This is a genomic window from Streptomyces capparidis (assembly GCF_054782095.1).
This window is the reverse complement of the sequence record NZ_BAAGTD010000029.1, coordinates 82,820-107,749: the sequence shown is the minus strand read 5'-3', so window position 1 is coordinate 107,749 and position 24,930 is coordinate 82,820. Positions and strand designations below refer to the sequence as shown.

Here is a 24,930-nt window from a genome sequence, read left to right as displayed (position 1 = left end):
GGTGCGGTGGCCGGCGCCCTCCCCGGGCCGGGCCCGCCGCGCCGCCCGGCACGCCGCCCCCGCGGCGGGGCGGCGCGCCGGGCCGCGGGTCTCAGTGCGCCGCCGTCTCCCAGTCCCGGCCCACGCCCACCGACACGTCCAGCGGGGCGCGCAGGGGGTAGGCGGTGGACATCTCGTGGCGGACCAGCTTCTCCACGGCCTCGCGCTCGCCGGGCGCCAGCTCCAGCACGATCTCGTCGTGCACCTGGAGCAGCAGCCGGGAGTTCAGGCCCGCGCCGGCCAGGGCGCGGTCCACCTTCAGCATCGCGATCTTGACGATGTCGGCGGCGGAGCCCTGGATGGGGGCGTTCAGCGCCATCCGCTCGGCCATCTCGCGGCGCTGCCGGTTGTCGCTGGTGAGGTCCGGCAGGTAGCGGCGGCGGCCCAGCAGCGTCTCGGTGTAGCCGGTGGCGCGGGCCTCCTCCACCACGCGGTGCAGGAAGTCCCGGATGCCGCCGAAGCGCTGGAAGTAGGTGTCCATCAGACCGCGCGCCTCCTCCGGGGAGACGGCCAACTGCTGGGACAGGCCGAACGCCGACAGGCCGTACGCCAGCCCGTAGCTCATCGCCTTCACCTTGCGCCGCATGTCCGCGGTGACCCGGTCCGGCTCCACCCCGAACACCTGGGAGCCCACGGTGGTGTGCAGGTCCTCGCCGGAGGCGAACGCGGCGATCAGCGCGTCGTCCTCCGACAGGTGGGCCATGATGCGCAGCTCGATCTGGGCGTAGTCGGCCGTGAGCAGCGACTCGTAGCCCTCGCCGACGACGAAGGCGCGGCGGATGCTGCGGCCCTCCTCGGTGCGCACCGGGATGTTCTGGAGGTTCGGGTCGGCCGAGGACAGGCGCCCGGTGGCGGCCACCATCTGGTTGAACGTGGTGTGGATGCGGCCGGCCGGCGCCACCGACTTGATCAGCCCCTGCACGGTGGCGCGCAGCTTGGTCTGGTCGCGGTGGCGCAGCAGGATCACCGGCAGCTCGTTGTCCGTCTGGGTGGCCAGCCAGGTCAGCGAGTCGGCGTCGGTGGTGTACCCGGTCTTGATCCGCTTGGTCCTGGGCAGGCCGAGCTCGCCGAAGAGGATCTCCTGGAGCTGCTTGGGCGAGCCCAGGTTGAACTCGTGCCCCACCACGTCGTGCGCGGCGGCGACCGCCTGCTGCACGGCGGTGCCGAACTGGGCCTCCAGCGCCTCCAGCCACGCCCGGTCGGCGGCGATGCCGTGGCGCTCCATGCGGGCCAGCAGCGCGCTCATGGGCAGCTCGACGTCGTGCAGCAGTCGGTCGGCGCCGTCCTGCTCCAGCCGGCCGGTGAACACCTCGGCGAGGTCGAGCACGGTGCGGGCCTGCACCATCAGCGCCTCGGTCTCGGCCTCCTCGTCGGCGAACAGGTCCACCTGGCCGGGCGCCGACGCGGCCCGCAGCTCGCGGCCCAGGTACTCCACCGACAGCTCGTCCAGCGCGAAGGAGCGGCGGCCCGGCTTGATCAGGTACGCGGCGAGCGCGGTGTCCATGGTGACGCCCTCGACGCGCCAGCCGTGCTCGGCGAAGACCCGCATCACGTCCTTGGCGATGTGCAGCACCTTGGGGCGACCCGGGTCGGCCAGCCACGCGGCCCACGCCCGCTCGTCCGCCTCGTCCAGGCCGGCGGGGTCGAACCAGGCGGCGGGCCCGGACGCGGCGGCCAGCGCCACCTCGGCGACGCTGCCCGAGCCCAGCGCCCAGGTGTGCAGCGTGGCCACGCCCAGCGGCTCCCCCGCGTGCCGCTCCAGCCAGGGCGCCAGCTCGCCCGCGGCCAGCACCTGCCCGTCCACGGCCACGCCCGCGCCGGACGGCGCCGCCTGCTCCTCCTCGGCGGCGCCGGGGTCGGCGGCGAGGATCCGCTCCCGGAAGTTGGCGTGCCGGAACTCCAGCGCGTCCAGCACCACGTGCAGCGCGGACCTGTCGTACGGCTCGCGCACCAGCTCGGCGGGGCCGCAGGGCAGCTCCACGTCCCGCACCAGCTCGGTGAGGCGGCGGTTGAGCTTGACCGCGTCCAGGTGGTCGCGCAGGCTCTGCCCGACCTTGCCCTTGATCTCGCCGGCCCGGTCCACCAGCTCGGTGAACGAGCCGAACTGCTTGATCCACTTGGTGGCGGTCTTCTCCCCCACGCCCGGGATGCCCGGCAGGTTGTCGGACGGGTCGCCGCGCAGGGCGGCGAAGTCCGGGTACTGGGCGGGGGTGAGGCCGTACTTCTCCTCCACCTTCTGCGGGGTGAAGCGGGTGAGCTCCGACACGCCCTTGGTGGGGTACAGCACGGTGACGTCCTCGGTGACCAACTGGAGGGAGTCCCGGTCCCCGGTGACGATCAGCACCTCGAACCCGTCGGCCGCGGCCTTGGTGGCGAGGGTGGCGATGACGTCGTCCGCCTCGAAGCCCTCGACCGCGAAACGGCGCACCCGCATCGCGTCGAGCAGCTCGCCGATCAGCTCCACCTGCCCCTTGAACTCGTCCGGCGTCTGCGCCCGGTTCGCCTTGTAGTCGGGGTACTCCTCGGTGCGGAACGTCTTGCGCGACATGTCGAACGCCACGGCCAGATGCGTGGGCTGCTCGTCACGCAGCGTGTTGGCCAGCATCGAGGTGAAGCCGTAGATGGCGTTCGTCGGCTGCCCGGTGGAGGTGGTGAAGTTCTCCGCCGGGAGCGCGTAGAACGCCCGGTACGCGAGGGAGTGCCCGTCCAGCAGGAGCAGGCGGGGCCGGTTCGACTGTTTCGCTGCCACGCCTGGAATCCTAGGGGCAGCCACCGACACCGCCCCCGCGGCGCCGCCCGGCGTACCCTCGTGCCAGGCGCGAAGGCACCGCGGCGCGGAGCACCGCCGGGCGGCGGGACCGCGCGGCGGGCGGACCCCGGCAGGCGAGACGGAAGGGCGGCAGGAACGAGATGGCGAGCGGACCCCCGGCCCACGACCCCGTGCAGGACGCCCCCGAGGTCGGCCCGCCCCGGCACGCCGCGGCGGGCCTGCCCGCCGTCGGCCACAGCCTGCGCGTCGCCCACGCCCAGATGGGGGCGAAGCGGACCCTGCTGACCCTGCTCAGCGTCAACCAGAAGAACGGCTTCGACTGCCCCGGCTGCGCCTGGCCGGAGGACGACGACCGGCACCGCGCCGAGTTCTGCGAGAACGGGGTGAAGGCCGTCGCCGAGGAGGCCACCCGCCGCCGGGTGACCGCCGACTTCTTCGCCCGGCACTCCGTGGCCGACCTCGCCCGCAGGTCCGGCTACTGGCTGGGCCAGCAGGGCCGGCTCACCGAGCCCGTGTACCTGGAGGAGGGCGCCGAGCACTACACGCCCGTGTCCTGGGAGCGCGCCTTCGACATCGTCGCCGAGGAGCTGGCCGCCCTCGGCTCCCCCGACGAGGCCGTCTTCTACACCTCCGGCCGCACCGGCAACGAGGCCGCGTTCCTCTACCAACTGTTCGCCCGCAAGCTGGGCACCAACAACCTGCCCGACTGCTCCAACATGTGCCACGAGTCCTCCGGCACCGCGCTGACCGAGACCCTCGGCGTCGGCAAGGGCAGCGTCAGCCTGGAGGACCTGTACCGCGCCGACCTGATCGTCGTCGCCGGGCAGAACCCCGGCACCAACCACCCGCGCATGCTCACCGCCCTGGAACGGGCCAAGGCGGGCGGGGCCAGGATCGTCACCGTCAACCCGCTGCCCGAGGCCGGCCTGGAGCGGTTCCGCAACCCGCAGACGGTGCGCGGCCTGGTCGGCGGCGGCGCCCCGCTGACCGACCTGTTCCTCCAGATCCGCGTCGGCGGTGACCAGGCCCTCTTCCGCGCCCTCAACCACCTGCTGCTGACCACCCCGGGAGCGGTGGACACCGCGTTCGTCGAGGAGCACACCCACGGCTTCGACGAGTTCGCCGAAGCCGCCCGCGACCTGGACTGGGAGCAGGTGCGCGCCGCCACCGGACTGGCCCGCGCCGAGATCGAGCGGGCCCACGCCATGGTGCTGGAGTCGAAGCGGATCATCGTCTGCTGGGCGATGGGCCTCACCCAGCACAAGCACTCCGTGCCGACCATCCGGGAGGTGGTCAACTTCCTGCTGCTGCGCGGCAACGTCGGCCGCCCCGGCGCCGGGGTGTGCCCGGTGCGCGGCCACAGCAACGTCCAGGGCGACCGCACCATGGGCATCTTCGAGCGGCCCGCGCCCGCCTTCCTGGACGCCCTCGGCGCGGAGTTCGGCTTCGCCCCGCCGCGGCACCACGGCCACGACGTGGTGCGCGCCATCCGGGCCATGCGGGACGGCGGCGTGAAGGTGTTCCTCGCCATGGGCGGCAACTTCGTCGCCGCCTCCCCGGACACCGCCGTCACCGAGGACGCCATGCGCCGCTGCCGCCTCACCGTGCACGTGTCCACCAAGCTCAACCGCTCCCACGTGGTCACCGGCGCCCGCGCCCTGATCCTGCCCACCCTCGGCCGCACCGAGCGGGACTTCCAGAGGAGCGGCGAGCAGTTCGTCACCGTCGAGGACTCCATGGGCAAGGTGCACGCCTCCCGCGGCACCCTCCCCCCGGCCTCCGACCTGCTGCTGTCCGAGCCGGCCATCGTCTGCCGCCTGGCCCGGCGCGTCCTCGGCCCGGACGACACCGTCCCCTGGGAGGACTTCGCCGCCTCCTACGACCGCATCCGCGACAGCATCGCCCGCGTCGTCCCCGGCTTCGACGACTTCAACACCCGCGTGCGCGCCCCCGGCGGCTTCACCCTCCCGCACGCCCCCCGCGACTCCAGGACGTTCCCCACCGCCACCGGCAGGGCCAACTTCACCGCCGCGCCCGTGGAGTACCCCGCCGTGCCCGCCGGCCGGCTGCTGCTCCAGACCCTGCGCTCGCACGACCAGTACAACACCACCGTCTACGGGCTCGACGACCGCTACCGCGGCATCAGGGGCGGCCGCCGCGTGGTGCTGGTCAACCCCGCCGACGCCCACGCCCTCGACCTGCCCGACGGCTGCTACGTCGACCTGGTCGGCGAGTGGAGGGACGGCACCGAGCGGCGCGCCCCCGGGTTCCGCGTCGTCCACTACCCCACCGCCCCGGGCTGCGCCGCCGCCTACTACCCCGAGACCAACGTGCTGGTGCCGCTGGACTCCACCGCCGACGCCAGCAACACGCCCACCTCCAAGTCCCTCGTGGTGCGGCTGGAGCCCGCGCGGACCTGACACCCGGCGCACCGTCCCCGCCGCCGGGGCGCGGAAGGGACGCTCGAGGCGCCACCTGATATGAAAGGACTGATCATAGAAGGCCCAGGTCAGCGGAGTAGGAGCCCCATGGCGGACACCCCCGGAACCCCGTTCTTCCCCGACGACGTCCAGGAGCGGTTCTCCGGACTCGGCATGGAACTGCCCGTGCTGTTCTCCGGCGGGCACCTCGGCGAGCGCATGGGCATCCAGATCCTCAAGGCCAGCGCCGAGGAGGTCGTCGGCACCATGCCCGTCGAGGGCAACACCCAGCCGTACGGCCTGCTGCACGGCGGCGCCTCCGCGGTGCTCGCCGAGACCCTCGGCTCCATCGGCGCCATGCTCCACGGCGGCCCGGGGCGCGTCGCCGTCGGCGTGGACCTCAACGCCACCCACCACCGCGGCATGGCCTCCGGCACCGTCACCGGCACCGCCACCCCGCTGCACCGCGGCAGGACCACCGCCACCTACGAGATAGCCATCACCGACGAGCAGGACCGCCGCGTGTGCACGGCCCGGCTCACCTGCGTCCTGCGGGACAGTCCGGCCGCCCGGCGCAGCCAGAACGGGACCGGGGACGGGAACGGGAACGGGAACGGCTGAGCCTCCCGCGCCCGCCGCGTCGCCCGCCGCCGGGACGGCGGACGCGCCGGTGGGGGCCGCCCCGCGGCGGCCCCCACCGGGACACGGATCCGGGACGCGGCCCTACGCCGCGCCCTCGCCCAGATAGGCGGCGCGCACCCGCGGGTCGGCGAGCAGCCCGTCGGCCTCGCCCGCCATCGCCACCTCACCGGTCTCCAGCACATAGCCCCGGTTCGCCAGCGTCAGCGCCTGCGCCGCGTTCTGCTCCACCAGCAGCACCGTCGTGCCCTGCTCGTTGATCTCCTTGATGATCTCGAAGATCTGCTGCACGATCAGCGGCGCCAGACCCATCGACGGCTCGTCCAGCAGCAGCAGCTCCGGCCGGCCCATCAGCGCCCTGCCGATCGCCAGCATCTGCTGCTCACCGCCGGAGAGCGTGCCGCCCAACTGCGTCCGCCGCTCCGCCAGGCGCGGGAAGAGCGTGAACACCCGGTCCAGGTCGGCGGAGTCCACCGACTTGAAGCGGTACGCGCCCATCTCCAGGTTCTCCAGCACCGTCATGGTGCCGAACACCCGGCGCCCCTCGGGCACGTGCCCGATGCCGAACTCCACCAGGTGGTGGGACTTGATGCCGTCGATCCGCTCGCCGCGCAGCGTGACCCGGCCCTCACGGGGGTGGATCATGCCCGAGATGGTGCGCAGCGTCGTGGTCTTGCCCGCGCCGTTGGCGCCGAGCAGGGCCACGATCTCGCCCTCGCCGACCGTCAGGTCGATGCCCTTCAGCGCCTCGATCGCGCCGTAGAACACACGCAGGCCGTGCAGCTCCAGCATCGCCGGGGGCGAGCCCTCGGCACCGCCCCGCTCCTTGTCCAGCGCCACCGTCTCGCTCATTCGCCGTCCTCCGCCGACTTCTCGACAGCCGTCTCCTCGACAGCCGGCCTCTTCCCGGCCGGCTGCCCGGCGGGCTGCTGCCCGCCGGCCGGCCCGCCCTCGGCGGCGCCCTCCTCGGAGTGCTCCTCCTGCTCGGCGATGACGTCCGCCACGGCGGCGGCGTTCTCCTCGCCCGCGGAGCCCAGGTACGCCTCGATCACCGCCGGGTGCCGCTGCACCTCGGACGGAGTGCCCTCGGCGATCTTCTTGCCGAAGCTGAGCACCAGCACCCGGTCCGCCACCGACATCACCAGGCGCATGTCGTGCTCGATCAGCAGCACGCTCACCCCCAGCTCGGTGTTGATCCGCCGGATCAGCCGCTCCAGATCCAGCTTCTCCGTCGGGTTGGTGCCCGCCGCCGGCTCGTCGAGCAGCAGCACCTGCGGCTCGGTGGCCAGCGCCCGCGCGATCTCCAGGCTGCGCTGGTCACCGTAGGACAGCGAGCCCGCGAGCTCGTTGAGCTTGTCCTCCAGGCCCACGAACCGCAGCAGCCGGTGCGCCCGCTCGTCGCTCTCCCGCTCCGCCCGGCGCGCGTGCGGCAGCCCGCACATGATCGAGATCGGGCCGGCCTTCAGCCGGGTCTCCGCCGCGATCTTCACGTTCTCCAGCGCCGTCAGCGCCGAGAACAGCCGGATGTTCTGGAAGGTGCGGGCCAGCCCCAGGCGGTTGACCACGTGCGGCTTGCGGCCGAGCAACTGGTGCTCCCCGCCCTCCTTGGGGCGGAAGACGATCCGGCCCTCCTGCGGGGTGTACGCCCCCGTCAGCGAGTTGAACAGCGACGTCTTGCCCGCGCCGTTCGGCCCGATCACCGCCAGGATCTCGCCCCGGCGCATCCGGAGGTCCACGTTGTCCAGGCTGGTGAGGCCGCCGAACCGCAGGGTCACCCCCGAGGTCTCCAGCACCGTGTCCGCCGCACCGGCCACGGGGGCCGTCGCGTCCTTGGTCACGTCGGTGGTCATCAGAACTTGCCTCCCGCCGGCTCGGACATCGCGTCGGCGTCCCCGAGGCCCTCCTCCGCCATCTTCAGCTCACGCTGACGGCGGCGGGACGGCCAGACACCCTGCGGCCGGTAGATCATCATCACCACGAGCAGCGCGCCCAGGTACATGTAGCGGTCCTGCGGCTCGACGTAGTCGCGCAGCGCCTCCGGCAGCCACACCAGGAACGCCGCACCGAGCAGCACGCCCGGCAGGGAGCCCATGCCACCGAAGATCACGTAGCTGAGCACCAGGATCGAGTACAGCAGCAGGAACACCTCGGGGTTGATGTACCCGATCTTGCTCGTGTACACCACACCGGCGATGCCCGAGGTGGACGCGCCGATCGCGAACGCCATCAGCTTGTACTTCACGGTGTTCACGCCGTTGGCCGCCGCCGCGATCTCGTCCTCGCGGATCGCCGTCCACGCCCGGCCCACCCGCGAGTGCTCCAGCCGGGAGAAGAGGAACACCAGCAGCACGATGAACCCGAGCATCAGGTACCAGTACGGGATCGGGTCCAGGGTCCACTTGTAGCTCAGCGGGCCCAGGTCGATCGAGAAGTCCGGGATCAGCCGCGCGCCCGAGGGGCCGCCGGTGATGTCGTCCGCGTTCTTCGCGAGCAGGTACACGATCTCGTGGAAGCCCAGCGTGACGATCGCCAGGTAGTCGCCGCGCAGCCGCAGCGTGGGCGCGCCCAGCAGCAGGCCCGCCACCAGGCAGGTGCACACCGCGATCGGGATCACCCAGAAGTTGTTCAGCTCCACCGGCGGCTCCACCGGCAGCCGGCCCGTCCAGTACGCGGTGCTGTAGGCGCCCACCGCGAAGAACGCGAAGAAGCCCAGGTCCAGCAGGCCGGCCCAGCCGATCACCACGTTCAGGCCGATCGCCAGCAGCGCGTACACCGCGATCTGGTCCACCAGCACCGTCTGCCAGTACCGCTCCAGCCCGGACGGCACCAGGATCGCCAGCGCCAGCACCAGGCCGATCAGCGCCCAGCGCAGCTTCGCGTCCTTCTGCACCCGGGTGCGGAACTGGTCCAGCGGACCGCCCACCCCGGACGACACCTGGGTGGCGACCTTCCTCACCGGGTCGGCCGCGAACTCGCGCACCGCCCACAGGCCCACCGTGATCGCCAGGCAGATCCACAGGTTGGCGCCGGTCAGACTGGTCTCGATCGAGTAGAAGATGTCGCGGGTGTTGCCCTGCTCGCCGGTCATCAGCGCGAGCAGCACACCGAGCGCGATCATCGACCACAGGCGCGTCATCCGCGGCTGCCTGTACCACGGCTGCTGCCGCAGCTTCGCCATGGCCTGGGCGGTCCGGTTCGCCGCCGTCGTGTCCGCGCTCATGCCGCCCTCCCCAGACGCTCGCCGAGGATGCCCGTCGGCCGGAACATCAGCACCAGGATCAGCACGACGAACGCCGTCACGTACCGCCACTCCTCACCGAGCGTCGGCACGGTGAGCGTCTCGGTGATGCCCAGCAGCAGACCCCCGAGCATCGCGCCGCGCACATTGCCGATACCGCCGACGACCGCCGCGGCGAACGCCGTGACGCCCGGCAGGAAGCCCATGTCGAACTTCACCTGGTTGAGGTTGGCGAACAGGAAGCCCGCCACACCGCCGAGCATGCCGCCGATGACGAAGGTACGGGAGATCACCTTGTCGATGTCGATGCCCATCAGGCCCGCGACCTCGGCGTCCTGCGCCACCGCGCGGATCGCCTTGCCCAACTTGGTCCGGTTCACCACCAGGTCGAGGCCGATCATCATGAGCACCGCGGCGGAGAACTGGAGCAACTGGGTGATGTTGATGTCCGCGCCGAAGAAGCTGAAGACCTTCTTGTTCTCGTACATCTCCGGCAACGGCAGCGGGTCGCGCCCGAACAGCTTGCCGGCCAGGTTGTACAGGAAGAAGGAGGCGCCGATCGCGGTGATCAGGAAGATCAGCCGTGGCGCGCCGCGCCTGCGCAGCGGCCGGTAGGCGACCTTCTCCAGGCCGTAGGCGGTCGCGCCGCCGAAGACGGCGCCGGCCACCAGGGCCAGCAGGACGAGGACGACGGACATGGCGCCGGAGGGGTTGCCGACGTCGACGACCGTCAACGCGATGAGACTGCCGTATCCACCCATCATGAACACCTCGCTGTGCGCGAAGTTGATGAGCTGGAGCACACCGTAGACCAGGGTGTACCCGATGGCGATGACGGCGTACAGCGAGCCGAGCATCACCCCTAGGACGAGGTAGTCCCAGAATTCGCTTAGGGACATGGGGACGTGACTTCCTTGTGGGAGCTGGGGCGCGGGCATCGATGAGCGACGACGCTGTGGCGGGTGCCGGCCCGGCCCGGGGTCGGTTTGCGGGGCGTGGATGGTGGTGCGGCGGCTCGCGGCGCCTGCGCGAAGGGACCGGGAGATGGGACGGCGTCCTTCACTCCCGGCCCCCGCGGCGTCAGCCGTTCTCGGCCCGGCTCAGCCGACCAGCTCGTTGACGTTGCCCTGGTACTCGATCTTGCCGCTCTTGACCTGGTACAGGAACACGTCCGTGCCCTTGAACTCGCCCTTGTCGTCGAACGAGAAGGTCTTGGTCAGGCCCTTGTAGGAGGCCTTCTTCAGGGCGTCGCGCAGCGCCTCGCGGTCCACGTCGCCACCGAGCTTCTTCATCTCCTCGATGATCATGTTGGTGATGTCGTAAGCCTCGGCGGAGTACGTGCCCGGGGGCTGGTTGAACTCCTTCTGGTAGTCCTCCGTGAACTTCTTCGTGCCCGCCTCGACGGAGGCGTCGGTGCACGGGCAGGTCAGGTACCAGCCCTCGGAGGAGTCGCCGGCCAGCTCCACGAACTTGCGGTCGTTCGAGCCGTCGCCGGAGATGCCCGCGCCCTTGTAGCCCGCTTCCTTCAGCTTCTTCGCGAGCGGGGCGAGGTCCTGGTAGTAACCCGCGTAGATCAGACCGTCGGCCTTGGAGTTCACGACGTCCCTGGCGGTGGCGCTGTAGTCCGGCGTCTTCGCCGGGACGCTCTTCTTGACCACCTGCACGCCCGCGGCCTTCAGGTCCTTCTCGGCGACCGTCGACAGGCCCTTGCCGTAGTCGGACTTGTCGTCGAGGAGGTAGATCTTCTTAAGGCCCAGCTTCTTGGCGTAGTAGGTGGCCATGGCGGCCCCCTGCATGTTGTCGTTCGGGACACCGCGCAGGAAGCTGGTGAACTGGTTCTCCTCGTCGGTGAGCGTGGGGTTCGTCGCGGACGGCGACACGGTCACCAGGCCGGACTCCGCGTACAGCGGGCTCGCGGCGTTGGTCGGGCCGGAGAAGGCCGGGCCCACGACGGCGACGACGCTGCCGTCGTCGATCGCGCTCTGGGCGGCGGAGGTGGCCTTGTCCGGCAGGCCCTGGTCGTCGGCGGCCATGTACTCGAGCTCGAAGTCGAGGTCGCCCTTGGCGTTGGCCTGGTCAATGGCGAGCTTGACGCCGTTCTGCATGTTCTCGCCGAGCGCGGTGTTGTCACCCGAGAGCGGACCCTGGAACGCGATCTTGTACCCGCCATCGCCTCCGGAGTCGCTGCCGCAGGCGGTGAGTGCCATCGAGCCGATGACGACCGGAATGGCCAGCTTGATCATGGTCTTCTTGAGCAACGGGACTCCCCTGGTACCGCCCGGAACGTGTCGTCTGACGCCGGTCCTGCGACGTCGACCGCCGCACGAACGTGCGGTGTGGCGGGAATCTATTAGGCCGTTATGCAGTACAGATAGTCCGAAGGGGGATATGTGATCGGCCTGTGACCTGGGTCATGCGCCGGAAACAGAACACTCCTTACCGCCTTCCGGACGCCCACGCGAACGCCCCGGGAGCGGGGCTCCCGGGGCGGGCGAATGTGATCCACGTCTCTCCCCGCACGTGAGGAGGCGTGAGGGACGGAAGGGGCGGAGGCCGCCGAACGGCGGGGCCCTCCAGGGCTCGGGCGCCGGTTCTCACCATATGGGACAGGCGGCCCGGAGCGCTCGCGGAACGCTCGACGCGGTCCGGCTCAGTCCGTCGCGGCACCCTTGTTCGAGGCGGACTCGCCCTCGGCGATGACCGCCTCGGCGACGGCCTGCATGGTGAGCCTGCGGTCCATCGAGGTCTTCTGTATCCAGCGGAAGGCGGCGGGCTCGCTCAGGCCGTACCTGGTCTGGAGGACGCTCTTCGCCCGGTCCACCAGCTTGCGGGTGTGCAGGCGCTGGGCGAGGTCCTTGACCTCCGACTCCAGCGCGGTGAGCTCGGTGTACCGGGAGACGGCCATCTCGATGGCCGGGACCAGGTCGCCCTTGCTGAACGGCTTCACCAGATAGGCCATCGCGCCGGCGTCGCGGGCCCGCTCGACCAGCTCGCGCTGGGAGAAGGCGGTGAGCATCAACACGGGGGCGATCCGCGCCTTGGCGATGCGCTCGGCGGCGGAGATGCCGTCCAGGACGGGCATCTTCACGTCGAGGATCACCAGGTCGGGGCGGAGCTCCTCGGCGAGCCCGACGGCGGACTCGCCGTCCCCGGCCTCGCCGACGACGAGGTAGCCCTCCTCCTCGAGCATCTCCTTGAGGTCGAGCCGGATGAGCGCCTCGTCCTCGGCGATGACGACACGCGTGATCTTCGGCGGAACGTGCGACGGCTCCTCGACGGGCTGGGGGGTGCTCACGGGTCTCCTCGGGCTGGCAGGTCTCAGTGACGAGGGTACCGAGCGCAGGGCGATCGCGAATTCGCCCCCTGGGCCGCTAAACTTCTGACGTGATCGACGCGCGGGGCGTCCAAAACGGACATCAAGCGCATACTATGCCCTGGTATCCCAAAGGCAGAGGAACGGTGCTCAAACCACCGCAAGTGTGGGTTCGAATCCCACCCAGGGCACTCCACACTCACCGCGTTCAGCCAGACAGGTGAATCGCGGGCCGATCCCCCGCGCGGTCGGCCTCGCCGTACCAGGCTCGGCCGCATGTACGACCTCGCTACCCGGCGCAACGCCCTTCGGCTGGTCGAGCAGGGCCACAGCCTGAACTCCGTGAGCAGGATGACCGGAGTCTCCCGTGCGGCCGTCCGGTCCTGGACCACTCGTGCCGAACCGTTGCGGCGACGCACCTCCGCGGACTGCCCCAGGTGCGCCGTCCCGGCCGCGCCACCCGGTGCCGCGGGCGATTACGCGTACTTGCTCGGGCTCTATCTCGGTGACGGCTGCATCAGCGAGGGCCGGCGAGGCTCGTTCGTCCTGCGCATCGCCTGCTGCGACGAGTGGCCCGGCCTGATGGAGGAATGCGCCCGCGCGGTGCGGGCGGTGCGTCCGGAGAACAGGGTGTTCCGGGTGGCGCACGGCGGCTGCACCTTCGTGTCGTCGTCCAGCAGGCACTGGCCGTGCTACTTCCCTCAGCACGGACCCGGCAGGAAGCACGCACGCCCGATCCTGCTGGAACCGTGGCAGCAGGGAATCGTGGACGGACACCCCTGGCAACTGATCAGAGGGCTGGTGCACTCCGACGGCTCCAGGGTCGTCAACTGGACGACAAGGGTCGTCGGCAAGGAGCCCAAGCGGTACGACTACCCGCGCTACTTCTTCACCAACAAGTCGCCGGACATCACGCGCCTGTTCTGCGACACCCTCGACAAGGTGGGCGTGGAGTGGCGGACGACCGTCCGCCGGGCCAAGGGCACCCGCAACGTCTCCGTCGCCCGCCGCGACTCCGTCCGTCTGATGGACGAGCACGTCGGGCCCAAGTACTGAGCCTCACACCAGCAGCGCCGCGACGGTCGTTCCCTTCGGGAACTCCCCCGAGGCCGCGCGGGCGTACACGCCGGTCATCATCTTGGCCTCGTAGACGGGGTTCAGGGCGATGCCGTGGCGGGTGTGGAAGTCCTCGACGAAAGCGTCCAGGGCCGCCGTGCGCTTCGCGTAGCCGCCGTGGTGGTGGGTGTGGTCGAGGGTCCAGTTGGGGGTCGCGGTGCCGAAGGCCTCGTGTTGGAGGGCGCGGATGGCTTCGGCGAGGTACTCGGCGCCCTTGAGGACGACGAAGCCCACGGCCCGCGCGCCGGGCGGCAGGCCGGCCGCCACCCCGGCCAGGGTGCCTCCGGTGCCGACGGCGCAGGTCAGGACGGTGTAGGGGAAGTCGAGGGCGGCGGGGAGCTCGGCGCAGCCGCGTGCCGCGGCCGCGTTGCTGCCGCCTTCCGGGAGGAGGTGGAAGTCGCCGTGCTCGGCGTGGAGGGCGGCGATGACCTCCGGGGTGTGCTTGCGGCGGTAGGCGGCGCGGTCCAGGTAGGTCAGGTGCATGCCGTGGGCCGCGGCCTCGGCCAGGACCTCGTTCAGGGGCAGGTGCTCCTCGCCCCGGACGACGCCGATCGTCCGGAAGCCCTCGCGGGCGCCCGCGACGGCGGTGGCGCGGAGGTGGTTGGACCAGGCGCCGCCGAAGGTGAGCAGGGTGTGGTGGCCCGCGGCCCTCGCGCCGGCGAGGTTGTACTTGAGCTTGCGGGCCTTGTTGTCGTCGTGGACGAGGTGGACGCGCACTCCGGCGGCGTCCAGGCGGGGGTCTTCCAGCAGCACGGGGTCAAGGGTAGGCACGGGAAGGCCGCCGACCCTGTGCGGTGGGGCGGCGGCCTGTGGCGTCGGCGCGGCGTCGGCGGTCGCGTCAGTGTTCTTCCGCGATGTGGTGGACGCGCACCAGGTTGGTGGAGCCGGGGGCCCCGGGCGGTGAACCGGCGGTGATGATCACCAGGTCGCCCTCCCGGCAGCGGCCGATCTTCAGCAGCTCGGCGTCCACCTGCTCGACCATCTCGTCGGTGTTGGAGGCGAGCGGGCCGAGGAAGGTCTCCACGCCCCAGGTCAGGGAGAGCTGGTTGCGGGTGGCGGCCTCGGGGCTGAAGGCGAGGACGGGGATGGGCGAGCGGTAGCGGGACAGGCGGCGGGCGGTGTCGCCGGACTTGGTGAACGCGATGAGGTACTTCGCGCCGAGGTAGTCGCCCATCTCCGCGGCGGCCCGGGCGACCGCGCCGCCCTGGGTGCGCGGCTTGTTGTTCTGGGTCAGCGGCGGCAGGCCCTTGGCGAGGATCTCCTCCTCGGCGGCGGCGACGATGCGGGCCATGGTCTTGACCGTCTCGACGGGGTACTTGCCGACGGAGGTCTCGCCGGAGAGCATCACCGCGTCGGTGCCGTCCAGGACGGCGTTGGCCACGTCGGACGCCTCGGCGCGGGTGGGCCGGGAGGAGCCGATCATGGAGTCGAGCATCTGGGTGGCGACGATGACCGGCTTGGCGTTGCGCCGGGCCAGCTTGACGGCGCGCTTCTGGACCAGGGGCACCTTCTCCAGCGGCATCTCGACGCCGAGGTCGCCGCGGGCGACCATGATCCCGTCGAAGGCGGCGACGATCTCCTCGAGGTTCTCCACCGCCTGCGGCTTCTCGATCTTGGCGATGACGGGGACGGTGTAGCCCTCCTCGCGCATGATCCGGTGGACGTCGTCGGCGTCGCGCGCCGAGCGGACGAAGGACAGGGCGACGAGGTCGGCGCGCACGCGCAGGGCCCAGCGCAGGTCCTCGATGTCCTTCTCGGACAGGGCGGGGACGCTGACGGCGACGCCGGGGAGGTTGAGCCCCTTGTGGTCGGAGACCATGCCGCCCTCGATGACCATGGTGTGCACGCGGGGGCCTTCGATGTCGGTGACCTCGAGGGTGACGCGGCCGTCGTCCACCAGGATGCGCTCGCCCCTGGTGACGTCGCCCGCGAGTCCCTTGTAGGTGGTGCCGCACATGTGGCGGTCGCCCGCGACGTCCTCGACGGTGATGGTGAACTCGTCGCCGCGTTCAAGGAGTACAGGACCTTCGGCGAAGTGACCCAGGCGGATCTTCGGGCCCTGAAGGTCGACGAGGACGCCGACGCTGCGGCCCGACTCCTCGGACGCCTTGCGTACCCGGCGGTAGCGTTCCTCGTGCTCGGCGTGGGAGCCGTGGCTGAGGTTGAAGCGGGCCACGTCCATACCGGCCTCGACCAGCGCACGGATCTGGTCGTAGGAGTCGGTGGCGGGCCCCAGAGTACAAACGATCTTCGCTCGGCGCATAACTCGAGCCTAGGTGCTACTCGTTGGTACGGCCCAGGTGACGGCGGTCCCCGAAGTGGCTTTGCGGTGAAGGCTTTGCCACAACTCGACCGCGCCTGGGCTCGACGCTCAGGCGCGGCGCGGGCCCAGGTCCGGTCTGGTGATGGTGAACTGCGCGGTCACCTGCGCGGACACGGTCTGGATCTCCGGTTCCAGCCGGAGCGGGACGGTTTCCTCGGCTCCGGCGGCTGAGCGGTGGGCGAAGGCGGCGAGTTCAGGACCGCCGCCCCGGCCTGCCGGGGCGGTGTCCGTGTCGGCGAGTTCGAGCAGGGCCCTCAGTTCGGCGCCGAGCGCCTCGGCGTACTCGCGGGCGCGCTGCACGGCCTCGTGGACGGCCCGCCGGCGGGCCTCGCGGTGGACGGGCGAGTCGTGCCGCAGGGACCACCAGGGGCCGTCGACGCGGGTGAGGTCGAGGTCGGCGATGCGGGTGGCGAGTTCGCCGAGGGCGGCGAAGTCGGTGAGGGTGACGCGGATCAGGACGCGGCCGCGGTGGGCGCGCACCTTCTCGCCGCGGCGGTCGGCCAGTTCGGGGGTGACGGTGAAGGCGCTGGTGTCGAGCCGTTCCACGGCCTCGGTATGGCGTTGCAGCAGGTCCAGGACGGCGTTGTTGCGGCGGCCGAGCTCGTCCAGGGTGGCGCGGCGGTCCCGGCCGCGGGCGCCGACGGTGACGCGGACGGTGGCCAGTTCGGGCTCGGCCTCGACGACGGCCTCGCCCCGGACGGTGAGGCGGGGCTCGTCGGCGGTGCCGAAGGGGGTGGGGAGTATGGGCGGCATGGGCAGCGGGGGGACGCGCGGTCGGCCGGGGGGTTCGGGCAGCGGCGGGGGCGGGCCGGGGAAGGGGGGCGTGGGCGGTGTGGTCATCGCGGTCTCCTGGGTGGCGGTGCGGGGGCGCGGTCGTCCCCGGTGTGCGGGGGTGCGGGTGGTGGGACGGTGCGGGCCGGCAGTCGAAGCGGGTTTCGGTCCGGTGGTCCGCCGTTCCGCTTTCCCTACGCTTCGTGTTCGTTGCCGTACTGTTCCCATACCCACTGTGACCGCGCTGTACCAGGATTCCTTGTCCGGCCTCGTGGGCGGACCGGGCCGGGCGCGAGGCCGGGCGGGGTCAGGGAGCGGGCCGGGTGCCGGTGACGACGGTGGCGTCCAGGTCGGGCCGGTGGGCGATACCGGGGAGCAGGCCGTGGCGGGCGAGGGTGGCCGCGGCGGCGTCGGCCTGGTGGGCGCCGGTCTCGGTGAGCAGGGTGCCGCCGGGGGCGAGCCAGGAGCCGGCCTCGGCGGCGACGCGGCGCAGCACCGCGAGGCCGTCGGGGCCCCCGTCGAGGGCCGTCCTCGCCTCGTGGTCGCGGGCCTCGCAAGGCAGCAGCGGGAGGTCGCCGGTGGGCACGTAGGGGACGTTGGCGAGCAGGACGTCCACGCGTCCGCGCAGGTCGTGCGGGAGGGCCCGGAACAGGTCGCCCCGGTGGACGAGACCGCCCGCGGGGGCGAGGTTGCGGCGGGCGCAGCGCACGGCGGCGGGGTCGATGTCGCCGGCGTGGAGTTCGGCGGGGCGCACCACGGCGGCCAGGGCGGCGCTGAGCGCGCCGGAGCCGCAGCACAGGTCGACGACGACGGGGGCGGGCGGGGCGAGGGCGGCGGCGTGGTCGACGAGGAACTCGCTGCGGCGGCGGGGCACGAACACGCCGGGGTCGACGGCGACGCGCAGGCCGTGGAACCCGGCCCAGCCGACGAGGTGTTCCAGGGGGGTGCCGGAGGCACGGCGCTCGGCCAGGGCGGCGAGTTCGCCGGGGGTGCGGGCGGCGGCGAGCAGGATCCGGGCCTCGTCCTCGGCGAAGACGCAGCCGGCGGCGCGGAGCCTGCGGACGAGGGAGGCGGGGGTCAATGGTGCGGACATGAGGGCCTTTCGGGGTGCCGAAGGGCGCTCTTCCGTCCGCCTACGCGCGGTGGGCGGCGGGTTCCCGGGGCGGGAGCGCCCTGCCTGACATGGCGTTGATGGGGCTCACCTCCTCGACCGTGACGTGGTGTTGCGGGGGCGCACACATTACCTCATGCGCCGCCGCCTCATGTCGGCGCCTCGTGTCGGCGCCTCGTGCGCGGGGTCGTGCGCGGTGCCGTCGCGGTCCGGCGCGGGATCCGGGAGGCCGAAGGTGGTGAAGGCGGTGCGGTCGGGCAGGGGGTGGACGGTGCGGCCGGTGGCGGTGTTGAGGATGACGGCGGAGCGCCAGGCGGCGAGGCCGAGGTCGGGGGCGCCGACGCCGTGGGTGTGCCGTTCGGCGTTCTGCACGAACACCGATCCGGTGACGGGGGGCGCGAACCGCATGCGGTGGGCGTGGTCGATGCGGGGCCGTCCCGCGTCGTCGCGCAGCAGGTGGGGTTCGAGGGGGGCGAGCAGGGTGTCGAGGGGGCGTTCGCGGTAGCCGGTGGCGAGGACGACGGCGTCGGTGGTGAGGGTGGCGCGCCTGCGCTGCTCGCCGTGTTCGACGGTGAGGTGGAGGCGGCCGCCGTCGCGGCGGGCTCCGGTGACGGTGACGCCGGGGGTGAGGACGACGTCGGGCCAGCCGCCGTCGAGGGTGCGCCGGTACAGCTCGTCGTGGATGTCGCCGAGGGTGTCGGCGCTGACGGCCTTGTAGAGCTGCCACTGGGCGGGCAGCAGCCGGTCGCGCTCGTCCTGGGGCAGGGCGTGGAAGTAGCGGGTGTAGTCGGGGGTGAAGTGCTCCAGGCCCAGCTTGGAGTACTCCATGGGGGCGAAGGCGGGGGTGCGGGCGAGCCAGGTCAGGGCCTCGTGCCCGCGCCGGCGGGCGCGCAGCAGGTCGAGCAGCACCTCGGCGCCCGACTGGCCGGCGCCGACGACGGTGACGTGGGGGGCGGCGAGGAGTTCGGCGCGCCGGGCGAGGTAGTCGGCGGAGTGCCACACGGGGGCGGCGGGGTCGTCGGCGAGGGGGCGCAGGGGTTCGGGAACGTGGGGGGCGGTGCCGATGCCGAGGACGAGGTGGCGGGCGGTGAGTTCGATGGGGGCGCCTTCGCCGCCGGTGCCGTCGTCCCGGGTGACGCGGGCCCGGAAGGCGGCGGCGTCCGGGTCCCAGTGGACCTCGCGCACGTGGTGGCCGAAGTGGCAGCCGGGGAGGTTCTCGCTGACCCAGCGGCAGTAGGCGTCGTACTCGGCGCGGTCGATGTGGAAGCGCTCGGCGAAGTAGAAGGGGAACAGCCGCCGGCGGTGCCTGAGGTGGTTGAGGAAGGTCCAGGGGCTGGTGGGGTCCACGAGGGTGACCAGGTCGGCGAGGAACGGCACTTGGAGGGTGGTGCCGTCGATGAGCAGGCCGGGGTGCCAGTGGAAGCGGGGGCGCCGGTCGAGGAAGGCGGCGCGCAGGCCGGGGACGCCGTCGGCGAGGGCGGCCAGGGAGAGGTTGAACGGGCCGATGCCTATGCCCAGCAGGTCGAGCGGGGCGGTGGACGCGCGGGTCATCACGGGCCTCCGGTGGCGGCGGTTGCGTGTGCGACGGCCTCGGCGACGTCGGTGAGCAGCCGGTCGAGGTCGCTGCCTGCGGCGTGCGGGTGGAGCAGGGTGGCCTTGAGCCACAGCCGGGGGCGGCCGTCGTGGTCGGCTGCGGTGGCCCGGCCGAGGACGGTGCGCCCCTCGGTGAGCAGCCGGCGCCTGATGCCGGCGACGAGGGTGTCGCCCTCGGGTGGCGGCAGGGCGTCGGCGGCGGTGGGCCGGAACAGGACGGTGCTGATGCCGATCGCGCCGGGGCGGCGGCGCAGCGCGGGGTGGGCGTCCACGCGGGCGGCGAGGTCGTGGGCGCGGTCGACGCACGCCTCGACCAGGCGGGCGAGGCCGTCGCGGCCGAGGGCGCGCAGGGTGACGGCGATCTTGAGGGTGTCGGCGCGCCGGGAGGTGCGCAGGGAGCGGCCGAGCAGGTCGGGCAGGCCGGCGTCGGTGTCGTCGTCGGCGTTGAGGTAGTCGGCGCGGGTGGCCAGGGGGGCGAGCACGGCTCGGTCGGCGGCGACGAGGCTGCCCGCGGCGATCGGCTGCCAGCCGAGTTTGTGCAGGTCCATGCCGACGGTGACGGCGGCGCGCAGCCCGTCGAGGAGGGGGGCGAGGCGGGGGCTGAACAGCAGCGGGCCGCCGTAGGCGGCGTCGATGTGGAGTTCGGCGCCGTGGCGGGCGGCGACGGCGGCGATCTCCGGCAGCGGGTCGACGAGCCCTTCGTCGGTGGTGCCGGCGGTGGCGACGACGAGGGCGGGCGGGCCGGCGGGGAGGGCGGTCAGGGCCCGGTCCAGGGCGGCGGGCGACAGGCGTCCGCCGGGGCAGTCCACGGTGACGGGGTCGGGCAGGCCGAGGGTCCAGGCGGCGCGGTGCACGCTGTGGTGGGCGGTGGCGCCGCGCAGCACCCGGACGGTGGCGGCGCCGCGGGCGCGGGCGCGTTCGCGGGCGAGGAGCAGGCCGAGCAGGTTGGACTCGGTGCCGCCGCTGGTGATCAGGGCGTCGGCGGCGGGTGCGCCGGGGTGGACCAGGGCGGCGAGGGCGGCGGTGGTCTCGGCTTCGAGCGCGGTGGCGGCCGGGGCCTGGTCCCAGGAGTCGAGGGAGGGGTTGAGGGCGCTGGCGGCGAGGTCGGCCGCGGCGGCGACGGCCAGCGGCGGGCAGTGCAGGTGGGCGGCGCAGGCGGGGTCGGCGGGGTCGGCGGCGCCGAGGGCGAGCGCGTGGACGAGGGCGCGCAGGGACACCTCGGCGCCGGCGCCGTGGTCGGGCAGGACGGGGGTGGCGGCGGCGCGGACCCGCCGGGCGACGGCGTCGGGCCCGCCGGGGGGCAGGGGGCCGCCGCGCTCCGCCGCGCCCTCGGCGATCGCGTCGAGGGCGGCGGAGGCGAGGCGGCGCAGCGCGGCGAGCCCGCCCGGCCCCCCGGCGAGGGTGTCGGCGGGTATGCCGGAGGGGGCGTTCACGCGAGGTGCTCCAGCGCGGCGGCGAGGCGTTCGACGACGGAGTCGGCCTGGTCGTCGGTGAGGGTGAGCGGGGGCAGCAGGCGCAGCACGGTGTCGTCGCGCCCGCCGAGTTCGAGCATCAGGCCGCGGTCGAGGCAGGCGGCGCGCAGGGCGCGGGCGCGGGCGGGGTCTGCGGGCAGGGAGCCGAGGGCGTCGGGGGTGCCGGCGGGGTCCACGATCTCCGCGCCGATCATCAGGCCGCGGCCGCGGACCTCGCCGAGGCAGGGGTGGTCGGCGGCGAGGCGGCGCAGTTCGCGGCGGAGGCGTTCGCCGAGGTCGGCGGCGCGGGCGTCGAGCCGTTCGGTGGCGACGGTGCGCAGGGTGATCTCTCCGGCGATCATGGCGAGGGTGTTGCCGCGGAAGGTGCCGGTGTGCTGGCCGGGCTGCCAGGTGTCGAGTTCGGGCCGGTAGGCGATGAGGGCCAGCGGCAGTCCGCCGCCGAGGGCCTTGGAGGTGACGAGGATGTCGGGGGTGATTCCGGCGCGTTCGCAGGCCCAGAAGTGGCCGGTGCGGCCGATGCCGGTCTGGATCTCGTCCACGACCAGCGGCACGCCGTGGGCGGCGGTGACGCGGCGGATCTCGCGCAGCCAACTGTCGGGGCCCTCGACGACGCCGCCCTCGCCCTGCACGACCTCCAGGATGACGGCGGCGGGGGCGGGCACGCCGCTGCTGGGGTCGGTGAGCAGGCTCTCCAGCAGGCGGGCGGACAGTTGCCCGGCCCGTTCGGCGCCGACGCCGAACGGGCAGCGGTAGCCGTAGGGGTAGGGCAGCCGGGTGACGGGGACGGCGTCGGCGGGCGAGGTGCCGCTCATGGCGGTGGGCCCGGAGACGGCGCAGGCGCCGAGGGTCATGCCGTGGTAGGCGCCGGTGAAGGCGACGACGCCGCGGCGGCCGGTGGCGTGGCGGGCGAGCTTGAGGGCGGCTTCCACGGCGTCGGTGCCGGCGGGGCCGCAGAAGTGCAGCTTGGCGTTGTCGCGCAGGTCACCGGGGAGTCGGCGCAGCAGCTCGTCGGTGAACGCGTCCTTCTGCGGGGTGATCATGTCGAGGGTGTGCAGGGGGGCGCCGGAGGCGAGGGCGGCCTGGAGGGCGCTGGTGACGGCGGGGTGGTTGTGGCCGAGGGCGAGGGTGCCGGCGCCGGCCAGGCAGTCGAGGTAGGTGCGTCCGTCCGCGCCGGTGACGACCGCGCCCCGGGCGTGCACCGGGGCGACGGGGAGGGTCGTCGCGTACGTCCTGGCCGCGGATTCGCGGTGCCGTTGCCGCTCCAGCAGCCTGGCGCGCAGGTCGCGTGGGGCGGGGAGGTCGGCGCCCGGGTCGCGGAGGTCGACGGACGAGGTCGGCATGGGCGTGCCCTTCGGTCGTCTGTGCAGGGGCCGGGTGGCGCGGCGCGGCACCCACCGCAGCGGCTCGGGCACGTTCCGCACCCGGACCGAGGTTAGGTTAGCCTAACTCGCTTGTGTCCGTGGGTGGTTGGGCTCCCGGGCGCGCCGGGCGCGCCGGGCGCGGCGCGGGTCGCGCACCGCGCCGGCCCCGGCTCGGCGTCAGCCCGCGGCCCGGCGGGCGTGCAGGACGCGGCGCAGGTCGTCCAACTGGTCGGCGAGCCTGCGGCGCAGCGCCGGCGGCACGTCGCCGGCCAGGCACTCCTCGCCCGCGCGCAGCACCTCGGGGGTGACGGCGTGCAGCGGGAAGGCGTGCTGCCCCAGCACCCGGGCGGCGGCGGCCCCGCGGCGGCGGGCGGCGGCGGGGGCGTCGGCGAAGAACCGCGGCACCCAGGGTGCGAGCAGCTCGGCCTGCTCCGGCTGCCAGAACCCCGCGCCGACCGCGGCCATCAGGTAGTTCGACAGGTCGTCGGAGTGGAACAGCGCCTGCCACGCGTCGTGCTTGGCCTTGGGGTCGGGCAGCGCGGCCCGGCAGCGGGCGGCGCCCTCGTGGCCGGTGGCGCTGGGGTCGCGGTCGAGTTCGGCGGTGACGCGCTTGTCGTCCGCCTCGCCGAGCACGCACAGCCGCAGCAGGGCCTTCCAGCGCAGCGCGGGGTCCAGGACGGGGCCGCCGGGCACCTCGTCGGCGTCGAGCCAGTCGGCCAGCTCGGCGGCGGCGCGGGGGCCCTGGGCGCAGGCGATGGTGCCGCGCACGGCGGTCAGCCGCAGGCCCGGGTCGGAGCCGTCCTCGGTGCGGCGCAGTATCTGGCGGCAGACCCCGCCGAGCGCGGTGAGGGCGTCGGCGCGGCGCTCGGGCGGCAGGTGGCGGTCGGCGATCTGCTCGCGGGCGAAGTCCAGCACGCCCTCCACGACGGCGACGGACCGCTCGCCCGGCAGGTGGCGGGCGACGAGTTCGAGGAAGGCGACGGCGGGCAGCTCGCCGTCGCGGACCATGTCGCGGGCGGCGTTCCACAGCACGGAGCGGGACAGCGGGTCGGGGACGTCGCCGAGCGAGGTGACGACGGTGCGCCAGGAGCGGGCGTCCAGGCGGACCTTGGCGTAGGTGAGGTCGCCGTCGTTGAGCAGCGCCAGGTCGGGGGTGCGGCCCGCGGGCAGGGCGACGGCGGCCGGCGGTCCGGGCTCGATGTCGAGGGACAGCCGCTCGCGCAGGTGGAGGCCGCCGGAGTCCGCGCGCTCGTACAGGCCGACGGCGACGCGGTGCGGGCGCAGCACGGGGCCGCCGTCCGGCTCGGGGCGCAGGGTGTCCACGCCGGTGGTGCGCAGCCAGCGCTCGGCCCAGTCGTGGGCGTCGCGGCCGCCCGCGGCGGTGAGGGCGGACAGGAAGTCGTCGAGGGTGGCGTTGCCGAAGCGGTGCCGGGTGACGTACTCGTTGAGGCCAGCGAGGAACGCCTCGTCGCCGAGCCAGGCCACCAGTTGGCGCAGCGCCGCGGCGCCCTTGGCGTAGGAGATGCCGTCGAAGTTCTCCATGGCCTGCGCGGTGTCGTCGATCCGCTCGGGGGCGACGGGGTGGGTGGTGGAGCGCTGGTCGGCGTCGTAGCCCCAGGTCTTGCGCCGCACCCCGAAGCTGGTCCACACGTCGGTGAAGCGGGTGGCCTCGGCGGTGACGCGGTGCCCCATGTACTCGGCGAAGGACTCGTTCAGCCACAGGTCGTCCCACCAGCGCATGGTGACCAGGTCGCCGAACCACATGTGGGCCATCTCGTGGGCGATGACGACGGCGCGCTGCTCGCGCTGGACGTCGGTGACGGCGGAGCGGAACAGGTAGTCCTCGCGGAAGGTGACGCAGCCGGGGTTCTCCACTGCGCCCCAGGGGAACTCGGGCACGAACGCCTGGTGGTAGGCGCCGAACGGGTAGCGCTCGGCGAAGATCCGGTGGTAGCGGTCGAAGCAGCGCCGGGTGATGTCGAGGATCTCCGCGCAGTCGTCCTCCAGGTGGGGGGCGAGGGAGCGGCGGCAGTGCAGGCCGAGCGGGATGCCGTCGTGCTCCGCGGTGACGGAGTGGTAGGGGCCGGCGACGACGGTGAACAGGTACGGGCTGATGCGCGGGGTGGGCGTGAATTCCCAGCGGCCGGCCGTGGTGCGCTCCCCGGTGCTGTTGCCGAGCACGGTCCAGGCGGGCGGCGCGGTGACGGTGAGGTGGAAGGCGGCCTTCAGGTCGGGCTGGTGGAAGCCGGGGAAGACGCGCCGGGCGTCGTCGAGGCCGCACAGGCCGTACAGGTAGACCTCGCCGTCGACGGGGTCGGTGAAGCGGTGCATGCCCTCTCCGGTGCGGGAGCAGGCCATGTCGGCGTCGAGGAGCAGTTCGTTGTCCGCGGCCAGGCCGGGCAGCGGCAGGCGGCCGTCCTTCAGCGCGGCGGGGTCGAGCTCCCGGCCGTTGAGCACCGCCCGGCGCAGCGCGGCGGGGGCGAGCTCCACGAAGGTCTCCGCTCCCGGCTCGGAGCAGGCGAACCGCACCGTGGTGACGCAGCGGAAGCTCTCGCCGCCGGCGCAGTCGGTGAGGTCGAGGTCGAGCGAGTAGGAGCGGACATCGAGGATCCGGGCGCGTGCCTCCGCCTCGGCGCGGGTCAGTACAGCCATGGGCACATGCTGCCTCATGAGGTGCCCCCTCCACACCGCGCCCGCTGTGCCGGGGCGCCGCACGGGTCGAGGGATCGTTTCGGCGGATCGCTGCCGCCGTCGGGCGCCGGGT

The 24,930-nt window shown here is 73.1% G+C and carries 18 protein-coding genes and 1 tRNA gene; 4 read left to right on the top strand and 15 right to left on the bottom strand.

Translation table 11 applies throughout. The features are described 5' to 3' along the window. Positions 1–91 precede the first annotated feature (91 nt). The gene (gene polA, locus ACYVO2_RS23145; RefSeq protein ID WP_461009859.1) at positions 92–2,818 is read right to left on the bottom strand and encodes a DNA polymerase I; all 2,727 of its coding nucleotides are present in this window, start codon (positions 2,816–2,818) and stop codon (positions 92–94) included. Positions 2,819–2,949: 131 nt separating this feature from the next. On the opposite strand from polA, the gene ACYVO2_RS23140 reads away from it, so the two are divergent. Together ACYVO2_RS23140 and ACYVO2_RS23135 are read left to right on the top strand one after the other, a co-directional pair. Then, the gene (locus ACYVO2_RS23140) at positions 2,950–5,229 is read left to right on the top strand and encodes an FdhF/YdeP family oxidoreductase (RefSeq protein ID WP_461009858.1); all 2,280 of its coding nucleotides are present in this window, start codon (positions 2,950–2,952) and stop codon (positions 5,227–5,229) included. Between the two features lie 108 nt (positions 5,230–5,337). Continuing rightward, the gene (locus ACYVO2_RS23135; RefSeq protein ID WP_461009857.1) at positions 5,338–5,850 is read left to right on the top strand and encodes a PaaI family thioesterase; all 513 of its coding nucleotides are present in this window, start codon (positions 5,338–5,340) and stop codon (positions 5,848–5,850) included. Positions 5,851–5,952: 102 nt separating this feature from the next. Here ACYVO2_RS23135 and ACYVO2_RS23130 read toward each other — a convergent pair whose 3' ends face one another. The 6 genes from ACYVO2_RS23130 to ACYVO2_RS23105 all read right to left on the bottom strand — a co-directional run bounded on the left by ACYVO2_RS23130 (position 5,953) and on the right by ACYVO2_RS23105 (position 12,401). Beyond that, the gene (locus ACYVO2_RS23130) at positions 5,953–6,720 is read right to left on the bottom strand and encodes an ABC transporter ATP-binding protein (RefSeq protein WP_461009856.1); all 768 of its coding nucleotides are present in this window, start codon (positions 6,718–6,720) and stop codon (positions 5,953–5,955) included. Further along, positions 6,717–7,718, bottom strand: coding sequence for an ABC transporter ATP-binding protein (locus ACYVO2_RS23125; protein ID WP_461009855.1), 1,002 nt, complete (start codon positions 7,716–7,718; stop codon positions 6,717–6,719). The genes ACYVO2_RS23130 and ACYVO2_RS23125 overlap by 4 nt, the downstream gene beginning before the upstream one ends. Beyond that, entirely contained in the window at positions 7,718–9,088 is a 1,371-nt protein-coding gene (locus ACYVO2_RS23120) for a branched-chain amino acid ABC transporter permease (protein WP_461009854.1), read from the bottom strand. Before ACYVO2_RS23120 ends, ACYVO2_RS23125 begins: the two co-directional genes overlap by 1 nt. After that, on the bottom strand, positions 9,085–10,005 hold the full coding sequence (locus ACYVO2_RS23115; RefSeq protein ID WP_461009853.1) for a branched-chain amino acid ABC transporter permease: 921 nt from the start codon (positions 10,003–10,005) through the stop codon (positions 9,085–9,087). Before ACYVO2_RS23115 ends, ACYVO2_RS23120 begins: the two co-directional genes overlap by 4 nt. A gap of 201 nt (positions 10,006–10,206) precedes the next feature. Further along, the gene (locus ACYVO2_RS23110; protein ID WP_461009852.1) at positions 10,207–11,364 is read right to left on the bottom strand and encodes a branched-chain amino acid ABC transporter substrate-binding protein; all 1,158 of its coding nucleotides are present in this window, start codon (positions 11,362–11,364) and stop codon (positions 10,207–10,209) included. A 392-nt stretch (positions 11,365–11,756) separates the two neighbouring features. Next, positions 11,757–12,401, bottom strand: coding sequence for an ANTAR domain-containing response regulator (locus tag ACYVO2_RS23105; protein WP_461009851.1), 645 nt, complete (start codon positions 12,399–12,401; stop codon positions 11,757–11,759). A gap of 136 nt (positions 12,402–12,537) precedes the next feature. On the opposite strand from ACYVO2_RS23105, the gene ACYVO2_RS23100 reads away from it, so the two are divergent. Together ACYVO2_RS23100 and ACYVO2_RS23095 are read left to right on the top strand one after the other, a co-directional pair. After that, positions 12,538–12,610: transfer RNA gene (locus ACYVO2_RS23100), tRNA-Leu, on the top strand. A 295-nt stretch (positions 12,611–12,905) separates the two neighbouring features. Continuing rightward, complete coding sequence (locus ACYVO2_RS23095) at positions 12,906–13,475, top strand: hypothetical protein (protein WP_461009850.1); 570 nt, start codon at positions 12,906–12,908, stop codon at positions 13,473–13,475. A gap of 3 nt (positions 13,476–13,478) precedes the next feature. Here ACYVO2_RS23095 and ACYVO2_RS23090 read toward each other — a convergent pair whose 3' ends face one another. The 8 genes from ACYVO2_RS23090 to pepN form a co-directional block, all read right to left on the bottom strand. Further along, on the bottom strand, positions 13,479–14,288 hold the full coding sequence (locus tag ACYVO2_RS23090; RefSeq protein WP_461009849.1) for a 1-aminocyclopropane-1-carboxylate deaminase/D-cysteine desulfhydrase: 810 nt from the start codon (positions 14,286–14,288) through the stop codon (positions 13,479–13,481). An 85-nt stretch (positions 14,289–14,373) separates the two neighbouring features. Then, entirely contained in the window at positions 14,374–15,798 is a 1,425-nt protein-coding gene (gene pyk / locus ACYVO2_RS23085) for a pyruvate kinase (RefSeq protein ID WP_461009848.1), read from the bottom strand. A 108-nt stretch (positions 15,799–15,906) separates the two neighbouring features. Beyond that, positions 15,907–16,698, bottom strand: coding sequence for an SIMPL domain-containing protein (locus ACYVO2_RS23080; protein WP_461009847.1), 792 nt, complete (start codon positions 16,696–16,698; stop codon positions 15,907–15,909). Positions 16,699–16,936: 238 nt separating this feature from the next. Continuing rightward, positions 16,937–17,722 carry a putative protein N(5)-glutamine methyltransferase gene (locus tag ACYVO2_RS23075; RefSeq protein ID WP_461009846.1) on the bottom strand — a complete coding sequence of 262 codons (786 nt, stop codon included), beginning with the start codon at positions 17,720–17,722 and terminating at the stop codon, positions 16,937–16,939. A gap of 147 nt (positions 17,723–17,869) precedes the next feature. After that, positions 17,870–19,291 carry a lysine N(6)-hydroxylase/L-ornithine N(5)-oxygenase family protein gene (locus tag ACYVO2_RS23070; RefSeq protein WP_461009845.1) on the bottom strand — a complete coding sequence of 474 codons (1,422 nt, stop codon included), beginning with the start codon at positions 19,289–19,291 and terminating at the stop codon, positions 17,870–17,872. After that, complete coding sequence (locus ACYVO2_RS23065; protein ID WP_461009844.1) at positions 19,291–20,766, bottom strand: pyridoxal phosphate-dependent decarboxylase family protein; 1,476 nt, start codon at positions 20,764–20,766, stop codon at positions 19,291–19,293. Before ACYVO2_RS23065 ends, ACYVO2_RS23070 begins: the two co-directional genes overlap by 1 nt. Continuing rightward, positions 20,763–22,145, bottom strand: a complete 1,383-nt coding sequence (locus ACYVO2_RS23060) for a diaminobutyrate--2-oxoglutarate transaminase family protein (protein ID WP_461009843.1) — start codon at positions 22,143–22,145, stop codon at positions 20,763–20,765. The genes ACYVO2_RS23065 and ACYVO2_RS23060 overlap by 4 nt, the downstream gene beginning before the upstream one ends. A gap of 198 nt (positions 22,146–22,343) precedes the next feature. After that, positions 22,344–24,818 (bottom strand): aminopeptidase N, encoded by a 2,475-nt coding sequence (pepN, locus tag ACYVO2_RS23055; protein WP_461009842.1) that lies wholly within the window; start codon positions 24,816–24,818, stop codon positions 22,344–22,346. Between the last annotated feature and the right edge of the window lie 112 nt (positions 24,819–24,930).

Excerpts from the sequence above, each read along its gene's own strand:
- ACYVO2_RS23070 (WP_461009845.1), bottom strand. The coding sequence starts at position 19,291 with ATGACCCGCGCGTCCACCGCCCCGCTCGACCTGCTGGGCATAGGCATC.
- pepN (WP_461009842.1), bottom strand. The coding sequence starts at position 24,818 with ATGGCTGTACTGACCCGCGCCGAGGCGGAGGCACGCGCCCGGATCCTC.
- ACYVO2_RS23075 (WP_461009846.1), bottom strand. The coding sequence starts at position 17,722 with ATGTCCGCACCATTGACCCCCGCCTCCCTCGTCCGCAGGCTCCGCGCC.
- ACYVO2_RS23125 (WP_461009855.1), bottom strand. The coding sequence starts at position 7,718 with ATGACCACCGACGTGACCAAGGACGCGACGGCCCCCGTGGCCGGTGCG.
- ACYVO2_RS23135 (WP_461009857.1), top strand. The coding sequence starts at position 5,338 with ATGGCGGACACCCCCGGAACCCCGTTCTTCCCCGACGACGTCCAGGAG.
- ACYVO2_RS23115 (WP_461009853.1), bottom strand. The coding sequence starts at position 10,005 with ATGTCCCTAAGCGAATTCTGGGACTACCTCGTCCTAGGGGTGATGCTC.
- pyk (WP_461009848.1), bottom strand. The coding sequence starts at position 15,798 with ATGCGCCGAGCGAAGATCGTTTGTACTCTGGGGCCCGCCACCGACTCC.
- ACYVO2_RS23140 (WP_461009858.1), top strand. The coding sequence starts at position 2,950 with ATGGCGAGCGGACCCCCGGCCCACGACCCCGTGCAGGACGCCCCCGAG.
- ACYVO2_RS23130 (WP_461009856.1), bottom strand. The coding sequence starts at position 6,720 with ATGAGCGAGACGGTGGCGCTGGACAAGGAGCGGGGCGGTGCCGAGGGC.
- ACYVO2_RS23120 (WP_461009854.1), bottom strand. The coding sequence starts at position 9,088 with ATGAGCGCGGACACGACGGCGGCGAACCGGACCGCCCAGGCCATGGCG.
- ACYVO2_RS23080 (WP_461009847.1), bottom strand. The coding sequence starts at position 16,698 with ATGACCACACCGCCCACGCCCCCCTTCCCCGGCCCGCCCCCGCCGCTG.
- ACYVO2_RS23060 (WP_461009843.1), bottom strand. The coding sequence starts at position 22,145 with ATGCCGACCTCGTCCGTCGACCTCCGCGACCCGGGCGCCGACCTCCCC.